The sequence below is a fragment of the Nocardiopsis sp. JB363 genome, from assembly GCF_900143625.1.
In the GTDB taxonomy this organism is placed as follows: Bacteria; Actinomycetota; Actinomycetes; order Streptosporangiales; family Streptosporangiaceae; genus Nocardiopsis.
Map to the genome: position 1 here is coordinate 64671 of NZ_FRFF01000049.1, position 21250 is coordinate 85920.

Consider the following 21250-nt stretch of genomic DNA (forward strand, 5'->3'; position numbering starts at 1 on the left):
CTTCGGCTTTTCCCGGTTTTCGACCCCCTCTTCCAGGAAGAACACGGGCTTACCACCGGTTGTGCTGCGACCCTCACCTTTGGTCACACACCCACGTGGCAGCCGGCCGGTCTAGACCGGCCTGACCCAATTTCGGGCCCTTCGACTCCCACGGGTCAGTCGGCGAGGAAGTCCACCACGGCCTGCTTGAACACCCTGGAGGAGACCGCGTTGGCGTGGTCACGCCCGGGGATCTCCACGAAGGCGCTTTCGCGGGAGCCGGCCAGGTCCGCGGCGCCCTCGGCCACCGTGTCCTTCGCCCCGGCCACCAGCAGGAGCGGTACGCCCTCGGGCCCGGGTTCGACGGTGAAGGGGTCGGCGGCCTGGCCGCGCGCGCAGGCGGCGAGCGCCTCGGGGTCGTTTCCGGGCAGCCCGCTGACCGCGCGGAAGACGTGGTCGAAGGGGGTGTCCCCCGCCCCGGGTTCGTGCTCACCGAGCCCGGCCAGCGCGTCGACCGGGCCGAACCCTCCCAACACCACGCGACGCACCCGTTCGGGGGCGGTGAGCGCGAGCGCCCAGGCCAGCCTGGACCCCATGGAGTAACCGACCACGTCGACGCTCCCCAGACCGAGCTCGTCGAGGAGGCGGAGGAGGTCGGCGACGAAGTGTTCGGGCAGATAGAGCCCGCTGTCGGTGGGCTTGTCGCTGCCCCCGTGGCCGCGCAGGTCCGGACCGATCACACGGCGGCCCGCGGACTCCAGTGCGCGAGGCCAACCGGTGGCCCGCCAATTCATGTCGAAGGAGCTTCCGAAACCGTGCAACAGAAGCACCGGCACGGAGCCGCTCGGGGCCTGCGGCGGCAAATCCGCATAGCTTATTTTCACGTCTCCGGCGAGATTCGCGGTCATGAATCTTTCCGTGCCTTTCACGGGTTCGGGCATTTCACCAAAGAAAACGGAGGCCTATTCAGATGTTCCCATGAATGAATAACCCTGGCACGGGCCGGCACTCGTGTCGACATCCGAACAGGCCTCCAATAAAGATGGGACCTTTGACCGATCGGTTGATCAGTCCGTCGGGGGTTTGAGACGGACCCGGCGGCGCGGCGTCGCCTCCTCGGTGGGCACCTTGCCCACGATGCCGGCCCGTGGAGCCTCCGCCACCTCGACCGCGAAGGTCACCAACGGATCGCCCACGGGAACGACCGTCTCCTCCTCCGCGTGCAGTTCCACCACACGTCCGGCCTTGGGCGAGGGGATCACCACGGCGGACTTGGTGGTCTCCACCTCCACCAGCGGGTCGTTGCGGCCGATCACGTCACCGACCGCCACCTGCCACTCCAGGACGGTCGCCTCGACCAGCCCCTCACCGAGGTCGGGGAGGGTGAAGGTGATGTTCTCTTCTGCCATGTGGGCTAGTACTCCAGGGTGCGCTGGACCGCGAGCAGGACGCGGTCGATCGTCGGCAGGTACTGGGACTCCAGTGGGCCGGCCGGGTAGGGGACGTCGAACCCGGTGACACGTTGGACCGGGGCCGCCAGGTCGCGGAAGCAGCCGTCGGTGATCAGGGTGGCCACCTCCGCGCCCAGCCCCGCGGTGAGCGGCGCCTCGTGCACGACCACGGCGCGCTTGGTGCGCGAGACCGAGGCCGCGAGCCCGGCGGCGTCGATCGGCTTGAGCCAGCGAAGGTCGAGGACCTCCAGCTCCACGCCGTCCTCGGCCGCCAGTTCGGCGACCTGCACGCACTTGTGCACCATCGCGCCCCAGGCGACGAGGGTGGCGTGCCGGCCCGGGCGGACGATCCGGCTGGTTCCGATGGGGTCGGTGGGTTCGCTCAACCGGACCGGTCGACGGTCCCAGTAGCGGGCCTTGGGCTCCATGTACACGACCGGGTCGTCGGAGCGCACCGACTGGAGCAGCAGGCTGTAGGCCTCGGCCGGGTCGGAGGGCGCGGCGACCTTCAGGCCGGGGGTGTGCGCGAAGAGCGCCTCCAGGCTCTCACCATGGTGTTCGGGGGCCTGGATGCCACCGAAGGAGGGCAGACGCAGGGTGATCGGCATGGGCGCGGCGCCGCGGGTGCGGTAGTTCATACGCGCCACCTGGTTCACGATCTGGTCGATGGCGGGGTAGGCGAAACCGTCGAACTGGAGCTCGGGGACGGGCCGCCAGCCGTTCATCGCCAGACCGACCGCCATGCCCATGATGGCGGACTCGGCCAGCGGGGTGTCGAAGACACGCTGCTCTCCGAACTCCTTCTGCAGGCCGTCGGTGACGCGGAAGACACCGCCGAGGGCGCCGACGTCCTCGCCGAAGACGAGCACCTCCGGGTCCTCGTCGAGCAGGACGCGCAGGGCCCGGTTGATGGCCTGCTGCATGGACAGTTCGACCGTCTCGCCCTCGGTGCCCGGGGCGGCGGCGCGCTCGATCAACTCGGTCACAGCTCGACCTCTTCCTGCCAGGTGCGGTGCTGCCGGGTCAGATCCTCGGTGGTCTCCCGGAACACGTGGGTGAACAGTTCGGAGCCGTGGGGCTCGGCGGCCTCGGCGACACCGTCGCGGATCTCCTCGGCCCGCTTCGCGGACTCGGCGTCGATCCGGTCGAGGTGGTCCTCGTCGGCGTGGCCGGCCTCGATCATGGCGGCGCGCAGCAGGGTGAGAGGGTCGCGTTCACGCCAGCGGTCGGCCTCGGCCTCGTTCCGGTACCGACCGGGGTCGTCGGAGGTGGAGTGCGGTTCGACCCGGTAGGTGAGGGCCTCGATGACGGTGGGACCGCCGCCCTCCCTCGCCCGCCGAACGGCCTCGGCGGTGGCGGTGTGGACGGCGCCGACGTCGTTGCCGTCCACCAGGACGCCCTCGATGCCGTAGCCCTGGGCGCGCGCGGCGATGGAACCACCGGCGACCTGACGGTGGTTGGGCACCGACAAAGCCCACTGGTTGTTCTGGCAGAAGAAGATGACGGGTGCCGTGAAGACCCCCGCGAAGTTCATGGCCTCGTGTACGTCGCCCTCGGAGCTGGCTCCGTCACCGAAGTAGGCCATGGCCACGCCTTGGCCGCCGCGCAGTCTCTCGCCGACCGCCCAGCCGACGGCGTGCGGCACCGGCCCGCCGACGACCGCGTTGACGGCGCCGAAGCGGGAGTCCATGACGTCGTAGAGGCCGCCGTGCCACAGGGCGCGGTGAGTGGCCATGTAGCCGACCATCTCGACGCCGTAGGCGAGGGCCGCGGCCATCTCGCGGTAGGTGGGGAAGACGAAGTCGCGGGTGGGGTCGAGCGCGGCGGCGCCGCCGACCTGTGCGGCCTCCTGTCCTCGGACGGAGACGTAGGCGGGGAAGACGCCCTGGCGTTGCAGGGCGATGGCCTCGGTGTCGAGATCGCGCGCGGTACGCATGTCTCGGTAGAGACCGCGGGTGAGTTCGGGCGACAGGTGCTCCACGGTGATGGTGGCCTGGCCCGTCGACTCTCGGGGTGGCATGTCGAGCGGCTCCCAACGTGGCCCTGGAGCGCGCGGTGGCGCGCCCCGGGCTCGGGGTGGTCACGGTCCTGCCCTTGATTCTCCGCATAACTGGACGATTGCGCTAGATACAGCCAACCAGTCGAGACATTCCCGCACAGCTGGGCCTTTATCGTTCGCCAACGTCCAGGATTTGATGTCCAGGGATAAGGAAAACGACACGCCACGCCAAACATCACGAATCATGATCAACCGCCGCTGGCACGGACCCGCCCGGCGTCACCGCCGACGGACGTTCCCCGGCACCCGGTACGCCCCGGAACGGACACCGACGCGTTGCGATCCGAACACGAGGGGTGCCTGATCGGCGTCGCGCACCGTACCTTCGAAGCCCCGCCCACTGGAGCCGTTGTATGTCCGCACAGTTACGACAAATAGCACCGGAATGGCCTCTTTGGCGAGAACATATGGCTGATTTCGGCCACCAGAGTGTAGTTACCGACCAGTCGGGGAAACCGACGACTCATCCCGTGCGTCAACCATGAGTACAGTCGAACCCCACCATCGCGTTCACCACTTGGTGGGTTCGCACAAGAGTTCCGGAGCGCATCCCCCTTCCCCCGACCCCCGACGCCCGAACCCGCGCCCGTATCTCGCCGACTGAGATTTCAATGGACGAAAACAACGTTCACCTGGTATTTCCTTAGCTTCCTGTCAACGTCGACAGCGAGGAGCTGAGCACAACGACAAGAGCACACGAGGAGCACGCAATGGCCATGGGCGACCAGCGCAGGAACGGCCGGCGGCCGGACTCGACCGACCAGACCATCCTGAGCGCTCTCGCCAAGGACGCTCGGACCGGGATCACGGAAATCGCCGCACTGGCCAACGTCTCTCGCGCCACGGCCTACAACCGGATCAAGCGGCTCACCGACGACGGTGTCATCCGCGGGTACTCCGTGGTGACCGACCACTCCAAGATGGGCCTGGGCGTCACCGCGCTGGTGCTCATCTCCGGCAGCCAGCCCGACTGGCGGGCCAACCGGGAGATCCTCTCCTCCTACCCGGAGATCGAGTACTGCTGGTACGTGGTGGGGTCGGCCGACATCGTCCTGCTGGTCCGGGTCGCCAACACCAACCAGTTGCGCGACCTGATCCTGACACGCCTCCAGGCACTCCCCGGGGTCACCTCGACCCAGACCCTCACCGTGATCGACGAGGTCGTCCACCGCCCCGTCGTCGAACCCGCCGAAGAAGCGGAGTGAGCCTCCGCCCGATCATCCCCTGACCACTTCGGCGACCGAGGTCATCAGCTCGGACAGCACCTTCGAGCCATGCGCGCGGATGGCCGCGACGTCGCCCCCGACCCCCGACACCACCTCGGCGTAGGCCTTCAGCTTGGGCTCGGTACCCGAGGGGCGCAGCGTGACCCGCCCCCACGTCCCGCCCTCCAGTTCGAAGCGCAACGCGTCGGTCGGCGGCAGACCCTCGTGGCCGCCGGCGAAGTCGACGACCCCCGACACCTTCAGGGGGCCGAACGCGGTGGGCGGTTCGGCGCGCAGCCGCCGCATCGCCGCGGAGATCTCCGACAGATCCTGGACCCGTACCGACAGCTGATCGCTCAGGTGCAGCCCGAACTCGCGGGCCTGCTCGTCGATCAGATCCACGAGGGTGCGCCCCTCGACCTTGGCCGTCGCGGCCAGGGCCATCGCCATCAGCGCGGCGCTGATCCCGTCCTTGTCCGCCACCGGACGCCCCGCGTCACCTCCCACGCAGTAGCCCAGAGCCTCCTCGTAGGAGAACACCCGTCGCTGCCCCGGCGCACCCGCCCTGGCCAGCCACTTGAACCCGGTGAGGGTCTCCTCGTAGTGCACACCCCGGGCACGGGCGACCTTCTCCAGCAGACTGGAGGAGACGATGGAGGTGGCCACCACTCGTTCGGCACCGCTCGTGTGGTCGAGCACGTAACGCGCGAGCAGCCCGCCCACCTCGTTTCCGGTGAGCATCCCGTATCCGGGGATCGCCAGGGCCAGCCGGTCGGCGTCGGGGTCGTTGGCCACGATCAGGTCCGCGCCGATCCGCTCCCCCAGGGCCAGCGCCAGATCCATGGCGCCCGGCTCCTCCGGGTTGGGAAAGGCCACCGTGGGGAAGGCGGGATCGGGTGCGAACTGTTCGGCGACCACCGTGGGGTCGGCGAACCCGGCCCGCTGAGCCGCTTCCACCAGCACACGTCCGCCCACCCCGTGCATGGCCGTGTAGACCACCGACAGGTCCCGGTCCTCGCCCAGGGGCAGAGCGGTGACGGCGTCCAGGTACCGGTCCAGGGCCTCGGGGCCCAGCACCGTCCAGCCCTTCCCGAGCGGTAGGTCGCCCACGGGGCCGACCGCGTCGATGGCCGCGGAGATCTCGGCGTCCACCGGGGAGACGATCTGGCTGCCCGCGTCGTCACCGACCCCACCGACGTAGACCTTGTAGCCGTTGTCCTTGGGCGGGTTGTGGCTGGCGGTGACCACGATTCCCGCGTCCGCGCCCAAGTCGCGCAGGGCATGGGCGAGCACCGGGGTGGGCAGCGGCTCCGGCAACAGGGACACGCGGTGCCCGGCCCCGGTGAGGACGGCGGCGCTGTCGTGGACGAAGTCCGCCGACCGGTACCGGGCGTCGTAACCGATGACCACGTGCCGACCGCCCTTCCCCAGCCAGGAGGCGATACCCGCCGCGGCGCGCATGACCACGACCCGGTTCATCCGGTTGGGCCCGGCCCCGAGCTCACCGCGCAGACCGGCCGTACCGAACTCCAGCCCGGTGACGAACCGGTCCCGCAGGTCGGCCAGGCCGGCCGCGTCCCCGGCCTCGGCTCGGGTGATCAGGTCGGACAGTTCGTCCCGGGTGACGGGGTCGGGGTCTTGGACGTACCAGTCCCGGGCCCGGGCGAGGAGTTCGGTGTCGGTCAAGGCGGAACCTTCCGAGTGGGGACGCTGGTGGTCAGAGTTTGGCGACGATGTCGGCGAGCAGGCGGCCGACGGCCTGGGCGGAGTCGCGTCCGGTGGCCAGAACCTCCTGGTGGTCGAGGTTCGCGCCCTCCAGGCCGGCCGCGATGTTGGTGACCAGGGACATGCCGAGCACACGAGCGCCGGCCTCACGGGCGGCGATGGCCTCCAGGACGGTGGACATACCGACCAGGTCGGCACCCAGGGCCCGGAGCATGCGGATCTCGGCGGGGGTCTCGAAGTGCGGGCCGGGCATGGCCGCGTAGACACCCTCCTGCAGGTCCGGGACGACCTCACGGGCGATGGCGCGCAGTCCGGGGCTGTAGGTCTGGCTGAGGTCGACGAAGTTGGCGCCGGCCAGCGGCGACTTCGCGGTCATGTTGAGGTGGTCGGTGATCATCACCGGGGAACCGACGGCGTAGTCGGTGTTGATGCCGCCCGCGGCGTTGGTGAGCACGATGGTCCGGGCTCCGGCGGCGATGGCGGTGCGCACACCGTGCACGACGGCATCGGTGCCGTGCCCCTCGTACAGGTGGGTACGGCCCAGGAACGCGAGGATGTTCCGGTCGCCGTCGGTGATGGAACGGAGGGTGCCGCTGTGGCCGTCCACAGCGGGCTTCAGGAAACCGGAGAGGTCGGACGAGGGCAGTTCGTGCTTGGCGTCGCCGAGCAGGTCCGCGGCGGGAGCCCACCCGGATCCCATCACCAGGGCGATGTCGTAGGCGTCCACACCGGTGAGCTCACGCAGTTCGGTTGCGGCCTGCTCGGCGGCGGCCTGGGGTGTGCGAGTCACTGCGGAATCTCCGTTCGTCGGTGCCGCGGGCGCGGCGCGAGGTGGGTTCTGATGCCCAGGGGTCGTGTCATCACGTGCTGGGGCCCCGCGTCCCCGGGAACGGTGGTCCCGGTGAAGGCGAAGCCGGCGGCCGTGTAGACGCGCTGGGCCGAGAGGTTGGCCCGGTTCACGCAGAGCACGATCTCCTCCGCGTGCGGTGCTGCCGTCGAGGCCAGGCGGTCGAGCAGGGGCGGGGCGCAGGAGGCACGACCGACCCCTCGCCCCTGCCATTGTGGCGTGACGTAGTAGGCGCGCAGCAGCACCGCGCGTTCCGGCGCGTCGACCAGGTGCCCGTAGGCGTTCCCATCGAGGACGCCGAACCCCGCGCAGCGGGCGCGGGCCTGCTGTTCCTCGACGATCGCCTCCTCCCCGACGACGATCGCGTAGGGAAGTCGCGCGGGGTCGTCGTCGGCTTCGGGCAGGGTCTGCGCCGGCAGGCCGGTGAAGCGAAGCTGCTCGGGCGGCAGGTCGTGGTCGAGCAGCGCCTCGCGCAGGGCGGTGGTCTCCGGCGTGGCCTGGTCCAGCGGGACCAGGCGCACGTCGGGACGCCCACGGTCCACGGTCAACGGGGCTCCGGGAGTCGGGGAACCGGGTGCGATCCGGTCTGCAACGGTCGGGCGAACACACGCTGGGGCCCGTGCTCACCGGCGTCGTGGAGACGACCCGTGGGTTCGAACCCGGCGGCACGGTAGGTACGTTCACCGTCCTCGTTGCCTTCGTTGAGGCACAGGACGATCTCTTCGGTCCGGGGCGCGACCTGGGCGACGAGCAGGTCGAGCAGCGGGGCCGAGCACGCGGTACGGCCGATCCCCCTGCCCTGGTGTTCGGGTGCGACGTAGAAGGCGCGCAGCAGCACCGCCTTGTCGGGTTCGTCGACCACCTCGCGCAGGATCCCGCGTCGGTCCACGATGCCGAACCCGACGCAAGCCTCCATGGCGCCGGAACGGTCGGACAGATCGCCGTCGGTGAGGACGATCGCGTAGGGAAAACGTTCCGGGTCGTCATCGGCACGGGGCAGGGTGTGCACCGCCTCGTCGACGAACCTGCGCTGCCCGGGTGCGACCCGTTGACGGGCCACGACCTCACGGAGCAGGTCGACCTCGGGGTTGTTGCGGTCCAGTCGGACCAGGCGCAGTCCGGGGACCGTGCGATGTTCGGGAACTGGGGGCTGGGCCTGTTCGGGGGTGTTCGCCGGCACCTTCATCCTCCACTCGCTGTCGGAGCGGACCCGCCTCGATCGCGAAGCGGGCCCGACCGTCAGTCTTACACTCCGACCGGATGCCACACCGTCTTGGTCTCCAAGAAGGGCGTCATGCGGGAGGTTCCGGGGTCGGTGTCGAGCCAGGCCTCCTCGCCGCCGTCGGTCTCCGGTCCGGGGCGCAGCACCCGGGTGAGGGTGGTGGCGGCGGCCTTCTCGAACTCCACGGCCTGATCGCCGGTACCGGCCAGGTCCAGGGCGTTGACGTCGGCGTGCGCGGCCAGGTGCGGACCGAGCTCGCCCACCTTCCCGGTGAGGACGTTGACGACCCCGCCGGGCACGTCGGAGGTGGCGAGCACCTCGGCGAGCTCGATCGCGGGCAGCGGCGCGGCCTCGGAGGCGACCACCACGGCGGTGTTGCCGGTGGCGATGACCGGGGCCAGCACCGAGGTCAGACCGAGCAGCGGTGCGTCCTGGGGCGCGAACACCACGACCACACCGGTGGGTTCGGGCGCCGAGTGGTTGTAGTACGGCCCTGCGACCGGGTTGGAGCCCCCGATGACCTGGGCGAACTTGTCGGTCCACCCGGCGTAGTACACCCAGCGGTCCACGGCGGCCGATACGATCCGGTCGGCCTCGGCCCGGCCGATCCCCTGGGCGGTGACCAACTGGTCGGCGAACTGACCGTGCCGTCCCTCCATGACCTCGGCGATCCGGTACAGGATCTGGCCGCGGTTGTAGGCGGTGCGTCCGGACCAGCCGCCGAAGGCCTTGCGGGCCGTGGCGACGGAGTCGCGGGCGTCCTTGCGGGAGGCCAGCGAGGCATTGGCCAGATGGGTGCCGTCCGCTGAGGTCACGGGGTAGCTCCTGCCCGACTCCGAGCGGGGGAAGGCCCCGCCCAGGTAGAGCTTGTAGGTCTTCTTCACCGCCAGGCGAGCCGGGGCCTTCGCCGCGCCCTTGTCCTTCTTCTTGTTCTCGCGCCGCTCAGCCAAGGTAGGCCTCCAAACCATGTCGCCCGCCCTCGCGGCCGTATCCCGACTCCTTGTAGCCGCCGAAGGGGCTGGTCGGGTCGAACTTGTTGAACGTGTTGGACCAGATGACACCGGCGCGTAGACGCTCGGCGGTCCAGAGCATCCGTGAGCCCTTCTCGGTCCACACCCCCGCGGACAGGCCGTAGGGGGTGTTGTTGGCTTTGGCCACCGCCTCCTCGGGGGTGCGGAAGGTCAGCACCGACAGCACGGGGCCGAAGATCTCCTCGCGGGCCACCCGGTGGGCCTGGCTGACGCCGGTCAGCAAGGTCGGCGCGAACCAGTAACCGGATTCGGGCAGGTCACAGTCCGGAGACCAGCGTTCCACACCCTCCTCGTCGGCGGTGTCGGTGAGCTCGCGGATCCGCTCCAACTGAGCGGCGGAGTTGATCGCGCCGATGTCGGTGTTCTTGTCCAGCGGGTCGCCCAGACGCAGCTTGGCGATGCGGGCCTTGAGGCGGGGCAGGAATTCCTCGGCGATGGACTCCTGGACCAGCAGTCGCGAACCGGCGCAGCACACGTGGCCCTGGTTGAAGAAGATCCCGGACACCACGCCCTCCACGGCCTGGTCCAGGGCCGCGTCGTCGTAGACGATGTTGGCGCCCTTGCCGCCCAGCTCCAGGGTGAGGCGCTTGTCGGTGCCAGCCACGGCCCGCGCGATCTGTCGGCCCACGTCGGTGGAGCCGGTGAAGGCGACCTTGTCCGTGCCGGGGTGCTCGACCAGGGCCCGACCGGTCTCGCCCGCGCCGGTGAGGATGTTGACCACGCCCGGGGGCAGGTCGGCCTCCTGGCAGATCTCGGCGAAGACCAGCGCGGTGAGCGGGGTGGTCTCGGCCGGTTTGAGGACCACGGTGTTGCCGGTGGCCAGCGCCGGGGCGATCTTCCACGCCAGCATCAGCAGCGGGAAGTTCCACGGGATGATCTGGGCGGCCACGCCCAGCGGCTTCGGGTTCGGACCGAATCCGGCGTGGGCGAGCTTGTCGGCCCATCCGGCGTAGTAGAAGAAGTACGCGGCGACCAACGGAATGTCGACGTCGCGGGTCTCCTTGATGGGCTTGCCGTTGTCCATGCTCTCCAGGACGGCGAGCTCGCGCGAACGCTCCTGGATGATCCGAGCGATGCGGAACAGGTACTTGCCGCGCTCGGCGCCGCTCATGCGGCCCCACACGGTCTCCTGGGCGCGGCGGGCGGCGGCGACGGCACGGTCGACGTCGGCTTCTCCGGCCACCGCCACCCGGGCGAGCTCCTCCTCGTCGGCCGGGTTGAGGCTGGTGAGGTACTCACCGCTCCGGGCCGGGGTGAACTCGCCGTCGACGAACAGGTCGTAGGTCTCGCGCAACTGGACGACGGAGCGGGACTCCGGTGCGGGCGCGTACTCGAAGATCACGGCTAGTCCTGCGTGTAGTAGTCGGGGCCCGGGTAGGTGCCGGTGGACAACCTGGTGCGCTGCATGAGCAGGTCGTTGAGCAGGCTGGAGGCGCCGATCCGGAACAGGTCCGGGGTGAGCCACTCGGGCCCGGCGGTCTCGTTGACCAGGACCAGGTTGCGGATGGCGTCCTTGGTGTTGCGGATACCGCCCGCGGGTTTGACGCCCACCCGGCGGCCGGTGGCGGCGTGGTGGTCGCGCACGGCCTCCAGCATGATGAGCGTGACCGGGAGCGTGGCGGCCGGGGCCACCTTGCCGGTGGAGGTCTTGATGAAGTCCGCGCCGGCGCGCATGGCCAGGTGGGAGACGCGGCGCACGTTGTCGTAGGTGACCAGCTCACCGGTCTCCAGAATGACCTTCAGGTGCGCCTGACCGCAGGCTTCCTTGACCGCGACGATCTCCTCGTGCACCTTCAGGTAGTCGCCGGACAGGAACGCGCCGCGGTCGATGACCATGTCGATCTCGCTCGCGCCGTCGGCCACGGCCCGCCGGGTGTCGGCGAGCTTGACGTCCAGGTGCGCGCGTCCGGAGGGGAAGGCGGTGGCGACCGAGGCCACGCCGATGCCGGTGCCGCGCAGCGCCTCCACGGCGGTGGCGACCATGTCCGGGTAGACGCACACGGCGCCCACCTTCGGCACGGTGCGGTCGGCCGGGTCGGGCAGGGCGGCCTTGGCGCACAGGGACCGGACCTTGCCGGGGGTGTCGGCTCCTTCGAGGGTGGTCAGGTCCACCATGGAGATCGCCAGGTCGATGGCGAGAGCCTTGGCGGTGGTCTTGATGGACCGGGTGGACAGGTCCTGGGCCCGGGACCGGGCGCCGACCTCGTCGACACCGGGCAGGCCGTACAGATAGGCCCGGAGCGCGTGGTTCGTGGTCGCCTCGGGCGCGGTCGCGGTGTGTGACACGGGCACCTACAGCTTCGTCGGTTCACTGTGACCGTCCGCCACGGAAAGGGCGGGGACGGCCGGTCCCGGGTCGGTCGCGGGGACGCCGCGTCCCGGCCGGGGCCGTCGGGCAGTCACCATAACCCCGGGTCGCCCGGTGGCGCCGCCCCGCGCGTTCGGCGCCGCCAAGGTTGGAGGAGTCTCCAAGACAAATGGCCTCCACCCGCCGTTCTTTCCTCCGAATGACTGCTCAAATCACCCGAAAACGGCACTTTCCTCGATGCGAGTCACTCCCTTGTCGACCAGTGCGGTCTAGACCGGACCACTCCCTTCGACGACGCCGACCGAGCACGACCGTCACCCCGGGCGACTACTCTGGGCGCCATGGCGGAATTCCGGATCAGCAGTGACGACGCGCAGGTCGACCTGCGAAAGATGGCGACCGCCCTGGCCGAGGCCCAGGGGTGGGCGCGCGATGACGTGAGCATCTGGGACAACCGGCGGGGCGAGGTGATCGTGACCGTCGACGACACCCTGTTGCGCAAACCCGTCCTCGACCCGGAGCACCGGCCACGGCACACCCCGCACGCCGTGCACGAGGCCTGTGAGCTGATCCGACGGGAGGACCCGTCGCTGCGCGGAGTGGACTTCGCCTTCCTCAAGGACGAGTCCGCCCGCTTCTTCTCCGCCGGGTGGACCCTGGCCGACCTACGGCACGCCCTCCTCGAACGTCCCGACGGGACGGTCTGGGACCGCGGCGAGGAATTCCGGGGTGGGCGTTGGTTCGTCCACCGCCTGACCGCCTGGAAGACCCCCGACGGCGACATCCGCCCCTCCCATTCCCAGGAGGCCTCCCAGCTGCGGGTGATCGGCAGGGCCGGCCTGCCCATGGACATCGGGCTGCCGCAGGACGCCGAACTCTCCCAGCGACCGGTGGCACGGCCGGAGGTGGCGCGTTCGGCCGCCGACGACGCCCGCAGGTTGATCCGGCAGAACACCCGGACCACCACCGACTCGCTCGCCCACCGGGACCGCACCTCGGCGAACATCCGGCGACCCGAGAACGACTGACCGTCTCGCTCAGCCGCGCCGGTCCCGGCCGCCGACCCCCTCCACCATGACCACCGCGCCATCGGCGATCTCGCCCAACCCGCGTTCGAGCGGACCGCGCCCGAGCAGGTAGCGCCACAGGGTCGCGAACACGAACGAGCCGAGGATGAACCACTCCAGATAGAACGGTCCGCCCGCGGCGTTCTCCGGGTGGAACGCGACGATGACCGCCAGGACGAGGATGTGTCCGGTGTAGACGGTCAACGGCATCCGCCCCACCGAGGTGAGCGGGTACATCACGCGCGGCAGCCGCTCGGCCAGCAGCACGCAGATCACCAGCACCAGCAACGCCTGGCCGACCGCCTCGAACATCTCGAAGGTGGTTCCGGTGTGCGGAGTGCCCACCGCCAACCACCACCAGCTGTCGGTGGGCACCTGCCCACTGATGCTGTGCATGGCGTCGATGGTGTTCCATCGCAGTTCCTCGGCGGTCCCGGCGTCCACCTTCCTCAACGGACGTCCGTTGAGGAAGGTGCTGTCGGCCTCGGTGAGCCGATCCAGGCCGCCCATCGGGTAGAGCAGCGTCCACGGTCCGAGGTAACCGACGGCGGCCATGACGGCGCCGCCCACGGCCAAGCGCACACGCACCGCCGTCGCGGTCAGGTCCATGCGGCCCACCGCCATGCCGGCGAACATGAACGCCATGAACGTGATGGCCGGGTAGTAGCCGGTGAGGAAGAACTCCGAGAAGGAGGTGAGGGCGCCGGTGCGCGGCTCCACCGGGAACAGGTCTTGACGCAACAGGAAGGACACGACCGGGCCGAAGACGGCCAGCGTCGCGGCGGCGATCCACAGCAGGACCGCCCGGGCTCGGATCAGCGGGAGCGCCAGGACGAAGAACCCGGCGTAGTAGGTGAGGATGATGGCGACCGGGACCGCGAGCGAGTCCAGGAACAGCCCGAGCAGGCCGATGGTCACCGACCGGGCCACGATCTTGACCATCACCCGGCGCAGCGGCACACCCCCGATCGGCTCCGTGCGTCCGCTCATCAGGGCCAGGGACACACCGGCGAGGAAGGCGAAGAGCGCCGAGGAGTTGCCACGGACCAGTCCGTGCAGCTCCCAGCCCTGTTCCTCGGGCAGCAGTCCGAAGGAGACCACCCCGAGGTGGACCGCGAACATGCCGAAGACCGCGAGCGCCCGGGCGGCGTCGATGCCGTCGACACGACGCTTGGCCGGGGGACGATCGTCGGGGAGGGTTCCGGTGTCGTCAGACTGGTTCTGTGCCACGTTCGTCAGGCTATGCCGCTTCCGTACCGGCCACCAACCTCCTGACGTTCTCCTAACGGCCACACCCGGCCGGCCGCGAAGGCCGACCACGAAGCAACCTCCGAACGTGAACGGCGTCCCACGACGCGGGCCCGGGGTGCGTGTGTGTGCGCGCCCCGGGCCCGGTGTTCACCGGCGGGAGGGATCCCCGTCGACGATCTCGCTGAAGTGGTCCAACGCCTCGGGGTTGGCCAGCGAGTCCCGGCTGGCCACCTTCTCCGGGCGCTCGCCCATGAGGATGCGCTTGACCGGGACCTCCAGCACCTTTCCGGACAGGGTGCGCGGCACCGCCGCGATGGCGCGGACCCGGTCCGGGACGTGCCGGGGCGAGCAGTCGGTGCGGATCCGGCGGGCGATCTGTTTGGGCACGTCGCCCTCCAGGTCGGCGCCCTCGCGCAGCACGACGAACAGTTCGATCCGGGAGGAGCCGTCCTGCTGCGGAACGTCCACCACCAGGGCGTCCAGGACGTCGTCCAGGGCCAGGACGGCCCGGTAGATCTCGCTGGTGCCCATCCGCACGCCACCGCGGTTGATGGTGGAGTCCGAGCGACCGTAGATGATCGCGGTGCCCCGCTCGGTGATCTCGATCCAGTCGCCGTGCCGCCAGATCCCCGGGTAGACGGCGAAGTAGCTGTCGTGCAGACGTTCGCCGTCGGTGTCGCCCCACAGGAACACCGGCATGGACGGCGCGGGTTCGGTGACCACGAGCTCACCGACCTCCCCGATGAGTTCCTTGCCGTCCGGGTCCCAGGAGGCCACCGCCATGCCCAGCCCCCGGGACTGGATCTCGCCCTCGTACACCGGAAGGGTGGGGGTGCCACCGACCAGGCAGCTACAGATGTCCGTGCCGCCGCTGGTGGAGAACAGCCACAGGTCGGGGCCGAGCTCCTCGTACACCCAGGAGAACGCCTCGGGACTGAGCGGGGAACCGGTGGAGCCGATCGCCTTCAACGCGGACAGGTCGCGGCCCTCGCGCGGACTCATCCCCTCCTTCATGCAGGAGGACAGGTACCCGGCGCTGGTACCGAACACGGTCACCCCGGCCTCGGCCGCCAGGTCCCACAGCGCCTCCAGGTCCGGCGCCGCGGGACTGCCGTCGTACAGGACGATGGAGGCCTTGGTCAGCAACACGCTGACCAGGAAGTTCCACATCATCCACCCGGTGGTGGTGAACCAGAAGACCCGGTCGTGCTCCTGGGCGTCCAGGTGCAGGTTCAGGTTCTTGAGCTGTTCGAGGAGGATGCCGCCGTGGCCCTGGACGATGGCCTTGGGCAGACCGGTGGTGCCCGAGGAATAGAGCACCCACAGGGGGTGGTCGAAGGGGACGGGGGCGAAGGTCAGTTCGGCGCCCGAGCCGGAGGCCGTGAGGTCGGTCCAGGACAGGACCCCCTCCAGTTCGGCGCCGGGGGTCAGATAGTCGAGCAGGACCGTGTGCTCCACGGTGGGCAGGGCGCCGCGCAGTTCCTCCACCACGGGACGGCGGTCGAAGTCCTTGCCGCCGTACCGGTAGCCGTCCACGGCCAGCAGCACCTTCGGTTCGATCTGGGCGAACCGGTCGATGACGCTGCGAACACCGAAGTCGGGCGAGCAGGAGGACCAGATGGCGCCGAGCGAGGCCACGGCGTAGAACGCCGCGGCGGTCTCGGGCAGGTTCGGTAGGTAGGCGGCGACCCGGTCGCCCTCGCCCACGCCCAGTTCGCGTAGTCCGGCCGCGATGGCGGCGGTGCGTTCGCGCAGCTCACCCCAGGTCCACTCACCGAGCACGCGCAGTTCGGTGGCGTGTCGGATGGCGACGGCGTCGTCGCGGCGGCCCTCGAAGACGTGTCGGGCGTAGTTGAGGGTGGATCCGGGGAACCACCGCGCCCCGGGCATGCTCCGGTCGGCCAGGACCGTCTCATGGGGGGTGTCGGCCCGAACCCCGTAGTAGTCCCAGATGGAGGCCCAGAACCCGTCGACGTCGGTGACCGACCAGCGCCACAGGGCGTCGTAGTCGAAGTCCCGCGCCTTGGTGGTGTCGCCGCCCCCGAAGGCGTCGACGTCCTTCTCCCGTGCGGCCCATCGTGCGAACGCGACGATGTTGGCGGAGTCGATCCGCTGTTCGTCGGGTTCCCAGAGCAAACGGGGCACGCTGCTCTCCGTCATTGACCCGCCTTCCGATCGCGTGGCTTTGCGTTGCTGTGAGACCCATCTAACAACACGCCACGCCCGCGTTCACGGGCCGGTTCGGCCTAGTGGACACACCGGCGTTCGCAGGTCACCGTGGTGATGGCGGAACGTGGAAACCCCACCTCCGCGGGTGCGGAAAGAGTGGAGTCCCCACGTTGACCGGGGATCATCCGAGGGACATCGCCATGGCGACGGCCTCGGTCGGCGAGTCGACGACCACGGCGCCGGTGGCCTCCAACCGAGCGCGGGACATCAGTCCACTGGCGACCAGGATCGACTGCGCGCCGGCTTCGTGTGCGGCACGGGCGTCGTCGTCGATGTCGCCGATGAGGACGACCCGGGCCGGGTCCAGTTCCTGGTGGCGCAGGTGGTGGACCAGGTGTTCGGCCTTGGAGTCCTGTTCGGTCTCGAACCTGCGCCCGTCGACCCGGGTGAAGTGCGGGGTGAGCCCGCGTTCACCGATCAGCGGGACCAGGTGGTCGTGGGAGGCCATGGACAGCAGCGACTGGGTGCCGCCCTTGCCGTTCCAGTCGTGCAGGACGTCGGGGACGCCCTGGGCGAGGTCGCACGTGGGCAGGTGCTTCACGTAGTTGCTGTCGTACAGCTCCTCGGCCCGCTCCCACTCCCCCTCGGCGAAGGACCGCCCGAGGAGTTCCTCGTAGCAGGAGATGAGCGGGCGGCGGAAGATCGAACGCCAGTACTCCAGTTCCACGGATTCGCGACCGAACCCCGCGCAGACGGCGTTGACCGCGGCGAGGTTGGCGTGGTTGTCGTCCAGGAGGGTTCCGTTCCAGTCCCAGACGATGTGGTGGGGATTGCGGTTATCGAAAGTCATCTCAGCCATCGGATGCACTTTACGACCAGACGCCGGTTTTCGGTATGCGGTTTCGGCCACTCTCAGGCGGGGCCACCCAGGTCATGGCCGCCCTGACCGACCTGACCGGTCTGACCGGCCGACCGACGTTCCCCGCGCAGCCGTCGACGTCGGCGCACCACCCACACCGCGAACAGCACCATCAGCGGGAACACGATGAGGATGAACACCGGCAACAGGATCGCCATCAACGAGGCCAGGAAGCTGACGACGTCCTCCAGGAAGGACACCACCGGGGCGGCCGCACCGAAGCTCATCGCGTTCATCACGGGGCGGGCCAACGCCTTGACCAGGTGGAAGGCCAGGGCGATGACCGCGCCGGCGATGACGGCGCCCCACAGCACCCCACCGGAGGTGGCCGCCGCCCCCGAGGCCTCACCGGTGATCTCGGTCAGTTCCATCGTCGACGCGCCGGCGCCGAACGTGATCCCGCCGGAGGTCGGCCGGATCACCGTCTGGACGATGTCGTTGAGACTGTCCAGCGCGGGAATCTTGTCCGCCGCGAACTCCACCACCAACAGCACCGTGAGACTGATCAGGGTGACCGGGTGTTCCAACCAGGCCCAGGACGGGCCGAGCGGGAGCAGCTCGGTGAAACGGGAGATCAACCCCACCAGCAGCAGGGGGACGTAGGCGTTGAGCCCGGCCGCCGAGGCCAGGCCCAACCCGGTGAGGGTGGCGAACATGCGGTTCCTTCGCGCAAGACGGACAGGAAGCGGTGCCGACCCGTGGGGCCGGCACTACTGGTGTTGATGCTCGCCGTGAGTGTTCGGTTGCGGAACCCGCGTCATCCGTGGTTCGACGTCATTGCCGGTAGTTCTCGACCTCGGATACCGGCCGCGCCCGGGCCTCGTCCGGGTCCTGCCCGAACTCGCTCTTGGCCCGGCGCTGACGCAGCAGGTCCCAGCACTGGTCGAGTGCGCCCTGGAGGTCCTTCATCCGACCGCGTTCGTTCGGGTCCAGGCCCTCCGAATCGGAGCGCAGAGCGTTCTCCTCGTCGATCAGGCCACGGATGGTCGTCAGGATGTCCTGTTCTTCGCTGTCGCTCATAACGCCATGGTCGGTACGGCGCGGACGCCGGGGCAAGGGTCCCGGGCGTCGATTGCCCGGTTCGGACCGAACGTTTACGCGGGGCCGGGCCGAAGGGTTCCACCGACACGCACCGGCCGACCCTGGCCGTCTGGGAAACTCCTACTACGGCCGCGTTGGTGGTGAATCGTTCCGTGTCTGCGGCCGGCCGGGCGGAATAGACCACGAGGTCCAGCCCTTGGATACCTTGAGGGGGTATTGTTATGGTAGCTGAGCAGGCACAAGAGGGAAATGGCGGCATGACGGCGAACCACGGTTACAGCCACGACAAGCAGAGCCACATCAACCGACTCCGCCGCATCGAGGGGCAGATCCGCGGCTTGCAGCGCATGGTCGAGGACGATCAGTACTGCATCGACATCCTCACCCAGACCTCCGCCGCCAACAAGGCACTGCGCTCCTTCGCGCTGTCCATGCTCGACGAACACCTCAAGCACTGTGTCGCCCACGCCGTGGCCAACGGAGGCGACGAAGCGGAGGAGAAGGTCCGCGAGGCCTCCGACGCCATCGCCCGCCTGGTCCGTTCCTGAGGACCGTCCCACTCGACCGGACCCGGCCACGGGTTGCCGGCACCGTCCCCGCTCAGGCTACGTTTTCGCCATGTCCCCCGAACAGATCAGGCCCCCCGAACAGAACAGCCTCTCCACCGCGCTCGAACGCCACCTGGCGATCCCCGTCCTGGTGAGCGCCGTCCTCTCCGTTCCGGCGGTCTTCCTCGCCCTGTGGGGGCAGGGGATCTGGTCCGAGATCGGGGCGCGGGTCAACTGGTTGGCCGGGTTGGTCCTGTGGGCGGAATGGATCCTGCTCATCGTCCTGGCCGAGGACAAACTCGGTTGGCTGCGCACTCACCGGTGGAGCACCTTCGTCGCGGTGTTGACGGTACCGGCCGTCGTCTTCGCCCTCGGCCCCGCCCAGCTCCTGCGGTTGACCAAGGTCGCCGGAACGCTGCGCTTGGTCCGGGTGACCCGCATCATCGAGGCCGGTGGGGTGCTGCGGCGACGCATGGGGCTGCGGGGGCTCTGGGGGAAGGTGGCCCTGATCGTCACCCTCGCACTGTCCGCGGTGTTCATCGCGACGGTCCTCCTCGACCCCGACTCACCCGCCCGCCGTTTCCTGGCCGACCTGCCCGGCCTCTTCGAACCGTGGAAACTCCTGCTGGCGGCGGTCCTGATCGCGATCGCCGGCGCGCTCATCCTCGCCATCGGTCGACGCGGCGCCCGGAACACGAAGGACCCCGGAACCCAATCCTCCGATGGTTCCGGGGCCCTGGACGACGACTCGACTCAGTCGCCGTAGCGGTCCCGATCGTTCTCCAGCAGGCGCGCGCTCGTCTTGCGCGCGCCCTCCGCGTCCAGGTAGTCCACCTTCTCGTTGGCCACGAACGACGACGGGCGACCCTCGTCGGCGAACCCCATCCGGGCGACCTCTCCCCCGGTGATGGCGCGGATCCCCCAGTTGGCGATGATCCGCGCCCGCGCCGTGGCCGAGGGCACCGACATCACGTGGTAGCCGCGGGTGACGCCCAGCGCCGGCAGACCGCTCAGGTCGAACTGCATGATGCGGGCGAGCGCGTCGCTGCCGCTCAGGTCCACCACGAGCCCCATGTCCTTGTGCTGGAACTCGCGCAGCGGCCGTCCCAGGATCGAGTTGACCACGTTCTGGGCCACGGTGGCCGCCTGCCTGCTGGCGTACTGGGCGGTGGGCGGGCAATAGGCGCTCTCGGCGCTCGACAGGTTGGGCACGGCGGCCGCGTCGCCGATCGCGAACACGTCCGGCTGCCCGGGAACGGACAGGTTCGTGCCGACCTCCAGTCGGCCGCGCATCGTCGGCTTGCCGAGTGTCTCCATGAGCGGGCTGGGAGAGACCCCCGCGGTCCAGATCAGGGTCCGGCTCGGTAGGGCGCGCCCGTCGGTCAGCACGACCTTGTCGGCGGTGACCTCCCGGACGGTCACCTTGAGCTTGACCTCGATTCCCAGGTTCCGCAGCAGGTCCAGGGCCTTGCGGCCGAGCCGGTCACCGAGTTCGGGCAGGACCTTGGGCGCGATGTCGACCAGGTGCCATCGGATCACCGAGCGCAGTTCCGGGTAGCGGTCGGCGGCCTCCTGGCACAGGCGCATGAGCGAGGCCGCGGTCTCCACGCCGGTGTAGCCGCCACCGACCACCACGAAGCGGCAGCGTTCTTCCCGTTCGATCGGGTCCTTGGAGTCGTTGGCCAACTCCAGCTGTCCCAGCACGTGGTCACGGAGCAGGACCGCTTCGGCGAGGGTCTTGGCCCCGTAGGCGTGCTCGGTCAGCCCGGGGATGTCGAACTCCCGGGTCAGACCACCGGGCGCCAGGACGAGCCGGTCGTAGGGCACGGGCGCGAGTTCGCCGGTGGGCCTCCGCACCACCACGGTTCGGTCCTGGGTGTCCACGCCCACCGCGTGCCCGGGCACGAACCGGGTCTTCTTCATGAGCCGGTGCACCGACATGGCCACCGACTGCGGGGTGAGGAGCCCTGAGGCCACCTGGGGCAGCAGCGGGCTGTAGAGCATGTAGTCGTTCGGTGCCACCAAGGCGATATCGGCCGCACCGTTGGGGATGCGGCGTTCGAGGTGGCGCACGGTGTGAAGTCCACCGAATCCCGCACCGACCACCACGATCCGAGGCCGAGACATGTATTCACAGCTCCTTCTTCGTATCGGGGGCGGGACGTCCTTCGCGTCTGCGGGCCGTCGGACGCAGGACTACCCACTTCACCGCGGCCGAATGTACGAGTCCGCGCCCTGTTTTCCCCAGAACCCACACGGAACGTTCCCGGGACTTTGTGCTGCGTTGGTCCTTCCGCGTGATGGCATACGCGAACTTCGCGAGGACGAAACCTCCCGTTTGTTGCCAGAGCGGCCATCCACCGCACACGGTTGATTACTGTGCGTAGTTAGGCACATAGGGAACGTGCTGACCCATGACAGGAAAGGG

Annotated in this window: 21 protein-coding genes; 4 read left to right on the top strand and 17 right to left on the bottom strand. The window is 69.4% G+C overall.

Going from position 1 to position 21250, the window contains the following annotated elements; all coding sequences use genetic code 11:
- Nucleotides 1-155: 155 nt before the first annotated feature.
- The 4 genes from BQ8420_RS08100 to BQ8420_RS08115 all read right to left on the bottom strand — a co-directional run bounded on the left by BQ8420_RS08100 (nt 156) and on the right by BQ8420_RS08115 (nt 3450).
- Nucleotides 156-887, bottom strand: coding sequence for an alpha/beta fold hydrolase (locus BQ8420_RS08100; RefSeq protein ID WP_087097203.1), 732 nt, complete (start codon nt 885-887; stop codon nt 156-158).
- A gap of 159 nt (nt 888-1046) precedes the next feature.
- Nucleotides 1047-1388, bottom strand: a complete 342-nt coding sequence (locus BQ8420_RS08105) for a biotin/lipoyl-containing protein (RefSeq protein ID WP_087097204.1) — start codon at nt 1386-1388, stop codon at nt 1047-1049.
- A 5-nt stretch (nt 1389-1393) separates the two neighbouring features.
- Nucleotides 1394-2416: an alpha-ketoacid dehydrogenase subunit beta gene (locus BQ8420_RS08110; RefSeq protein WP_087097205.1), complete on the bottom strand. Its 1023-nt coding sequence runs from the start codon at nt 2414-2416 to the stop codon at nt 1394-1396.
- The gene (locus BQ8420_RS08115) at nt 2413-3450 is read right to left on the bottom strand and encodes a thiamine pyrophosphate-dependent dehydrogenase E1 component subunit alpha (RefSeq protein WP_087097206.1); all 1038 of its coding nucleotides are present in this window, start codon (nt 3448-3450) and stop codon (nt 2413-2415) included. Before BQ8420_RS08115 ends, BQ8420_RS08110 begins: the two co-directional genes overlap by 4 nt.
- 749 nt (nt 3451-4199) lie before the next feature.
- Between BQ8420_RS08115 and BQ8420_RS08120 the strand changes: the two genes are divergently transcribed.
- Entirely contained in the window at nt 4200-4694 is a 495-nt protein-coding gene (locus BQ8420_RS08120) for an Lrp/AsnC family transcriptional regulator (protein ID WP_087097207.1), read from the top strand.
- A 12-nt stretch (nt 4695-4706) separates the two neighbouring features.
- Here the strand turns inward: BQ8420_RS08120 and BQ8420_RS08125 are convergent, their stop codons facing one another.
- From BQ8420_RS08125 to deoC, 7 genes are all read right to left on the bottom strand, one after another.
- On the bottom strand, nt 4707-6380 hold the full coding sequence (locus BQ8420_RS08125) for a phospho-sugar mutase (RefSeq protein ID WP_087097208.1): 1674 nt from the start codon (nt 6378-6380) through the stop codon (nt 4707-4709).
- A 31-nt stretch (nt 6381-6411) separates the two neighbouring features.
- The gene (locus tag BQ8420_RS08130) at nt 6412-7209 is read right to left on the bottom strand and encodes a purine-nucleoside phosphorylase (RefSeq protein WP_087097209.1); all 798 of its coding nucleotides are present in this window, start codon (nt 7207-7209) and stop codon (nt 6412-6414) included.
- Nucleotides 7206-7808, bottom strand: a complete 603-nt coding sequence (locus tag BQ8420_RS08135) for a GNAT family N-acetyltransferase (protein WP_369825485.1) — start codon at nt 7806-7808, stop codon at nt 7206-7208. Before BQ8420_RS08135 ends, BQ8420_RS08130 begins: the two co-directional genes overlap by 4 nt.
- A gap of 2 nt (nt 7809-7810) precedes the next feature.
- Nucleotides 7811-8446, bottom strand: coding sequence for an N-acetyltransferase (locus tag BQ8420_RS08140; protein WP_235006000.1), 636 nt, complete (start codon nt 8444-8446; stop codon nt 7811-7813).
- Between the two features lie 65 nt (nt 8447-8511).
- On the bottom strand, nt 8512-9438 hold the full coding sequence (locus tag BQ8420_RS08145; protein ID WP_087097212.1) for an aldehyde dehydrogenase family protein: 927 nt from the start codon (nt 9436-9438) through the stop codon (nt 8512-8514).
- Nucleotides 9431-10861, bottom strand: a complete 1431-nt coding sequence (locus tag BQ8420_RS08150; RefSeq protein ID WP_087097213.1) for an aldehyde dehydrogenase family protein — start codon at nt 10859-10861, stop codon at nt 9431-9433. The genes BQ8420_RS08145 and BQ8420_RS08150 overlap by 8 nt, the downstream gene beginning before the upstream one ends.
- 2 nt (nt 10862-10863) lie before the next feature.
- On the bottom strand, nt 10864-11811 hold the full coding sequence (gene deoC / locus BQ8420_RS08155) for a deoxyribose-phosphate aldolase (protein ID WP_087097214.1): 948 nt from the start codon (nt 11809-11811) through the stop codon (nt 10864-10866).
- Between the two features lie 357 nt (nt 11812-12168).
- On the opposite strand from deoC, the gene BQ8420_RS08160 reads away from it, so the two are divergent.
- Nucleotides 12169-12855, top strand: a complete 687-nt coding sequence (locus BQ8420_RS08160; protein ID WP_087097215.1) for a hypothetical protein — start codon at nt 12169-12171, stop codon at nt 12853-12855.
- A gap of 9 nt (nt 12856-12864) precedes the next feature.
- Here the strand turns inward: BQ8420_RS08160 and BQ8420_RS08165 are convergent, their stop codons facing one another.
- From BQ8420_RS08165 to BQ8420_RS08185, 5 genes are all read right to left on the bottom strand, one after another.
- Nucleotides 12865-14124: a heparan-alpha-glucosaminide N-acetyltransferase domain-containing protein gene (locus tag BQ8420_RS08165; protein WP_087097216.1), complete on the bottom strand. Its 1260-nt coding sequence runs from the start codon at nt 14122-14124 to the stop codon at nt 12865-12867.
- A gap of 168 nt (nt 14125-14292) precedes the next feature.
- Complete coding sequence (locus BQ8420_RS08170) at nt 14293-16305, bottom strand: acetoacetate--CoA ligase (RefSeq protein ID WP_087097217.1); 2013 nt, start codon at nt 16303-16305, stop codon at nt 14293-14295.
- 190 nt (nt 16306-16495) lie between these two features.
- Entirely contained in the window at nt 16496-17173 is a 678-nt protein-coding gene (locus tag BQ8420_RS08175) for an HAD family hydrolase (protein ID WP_087097218.1), read from the bottom strand.
- Between the two features lie 53 nt (nt 17174-17226).
- Nucleotides 17227-17889, bottom strand: a complete 663-nt coding sequence (locus BQ8420_RS08180) for a DUF4126 domain-containing protein (protein ID WP_087097219.1) — start codon at nt 17887-17889, stop codon at nt 17227-17229.
- 118 nt (nt 17890-18007) lie between these two features.
- Entirely contained in the window at nt 18008-18253 is a 246-nt protein-coding gene (locus BQ8420_RS08185) for a DUF2630 family protein (RefSeq protein ID WP_087097220.1), read from the bottom strand.
- 278 nt (nt 18254-18531) lie between these two features.
- On the opposite strand from BQ8420_RS08185, the gene BQ8420_RS08190 reads away from it, so the two are divergent.
- Nucleotides 18532-18822: a metal-sensitive transcriptional regulator gene (locus tag BQ8420_RS08190; protein ID WP_087097221.1), complete on the top strand. Its 291-nt coding sequence runs from the start codon at nt 18532-18534 to the stop codon at nt 18820-18822.
- A gap of 70 nt (nt 18823-18892) precedes the next feature.
- On the top strand, nt 18893-19588 hold the full coding sequence (locus tag BQ8420_RS08195; RefSeq protein ID WP_087097222.1) for a metal-sensitive transcriptional repressor family protein: 696 nt from the start codon (nt 18893-18895) through the stop codon (nt 19586-19588).
- Here BQ8420_RS08195 and BQ8420_RS08200 read toward each other — a convergent pair.
- Nucleotides 19576-20949 (bottom strand): NAD(P)/FAD-dependent oxidoreductase, encoded by a 1374-nt coding sequence (locus BQ8420_RS08200; RefSeq protein ID WP_087097223.1) that lies wholly within the window; start codon nt 20947-20949, stop codon nt 19576-19578. The genes BQ8420_RS08195 and BQ8420_RS08200 overlap by 13 nt on opposite strands.
- Nucleotides 20950-21250 lie beyond the last annotated feature (301 nt).

Coding starts and splice junctions, on each gene's coding strand:
- BQ8420_RS08100 (WP_087097203.1), bottom strand. CDS start 887: ATGACCGCGAATCTCGCCGGAGACGTGAAAATAAGCTATGCGGATTTG.
- BQ8420_RS08105 (WP_087097204.1), bottom strand. CDS start 1,388: ATGGCAGAAGAGAACATCACCTTCACCCTCCCCGACCTCGGTGAGGGG.
- BQ8420_RS08115 (WP_087097206.1), bottom strand. CDS start 3,450: ATGCCACCCCGAGAGTCGACGGGCCAGGCCACCATCACCGTGGAGCAC.
- BQ8420_RS08120 (WP_087097207.1), top strand. CDS start 4,200: ATGGCCATGGGCGACCAGCGCAGGAACGGCCGGCGGCCGGACTCGACC.
- BQ8420_RS08160 (WP_087097215.1), top strand. CDS start 12,169: ATGGCGGAATTCCGGATCAGCAGTGACGACGCGCAGGTCGACCTGCGA.
- BQ8420_RS08170 (WP_087097217.1), bottom strand. CDS start 16,305: ATGACGGAGAGCAGCGTGCCCCGTTTGCTCTGGGAACCCGACGAACAG.
- BQ8420_RS08175 (WP_087097218.1), bottom strand. CDS start 17,173: ATGGCTGAGATGACTTTCGATAACCGCAATCCCCACCACATCGTCTGG.
- BQ8420_RS08180 (WP_087097219.1), bottom strand. CDS start 17,889: ATGTTCGCCACCCTCACCGGGTTGGGCCTGGCCTCGGCGGCCGGGCTC.
- BQ8420_RS08185 (WP_087097220.1), bottom strand. CDS start 18,253: ATGAGCGACAGCGAAGAACAGGACATCCTGACGACCATCCGTGGCCTG.
- BQ8420_RS08190 (WP_087097221.1), top strand. CDS start 18,532: ATGACGGCGAACCACGGTTACAGCCACGACAAGCAGAGCCACATCAAC.
- BQ8420_RS08195 (WP_087097222.1), top strand. CDS start 18,893: ATGTCCCCCGAACAGATCAGGCCCCCCGAACAGAACAGCCTCTCCACC.
- BQ8420_RS08200 (WP_087097223.1), bottom strand. CDS start 20,949: ATGTCTCGGCCTCGGATCGTGGTGGTCGGTGCGGGATTCGGTGGACTT.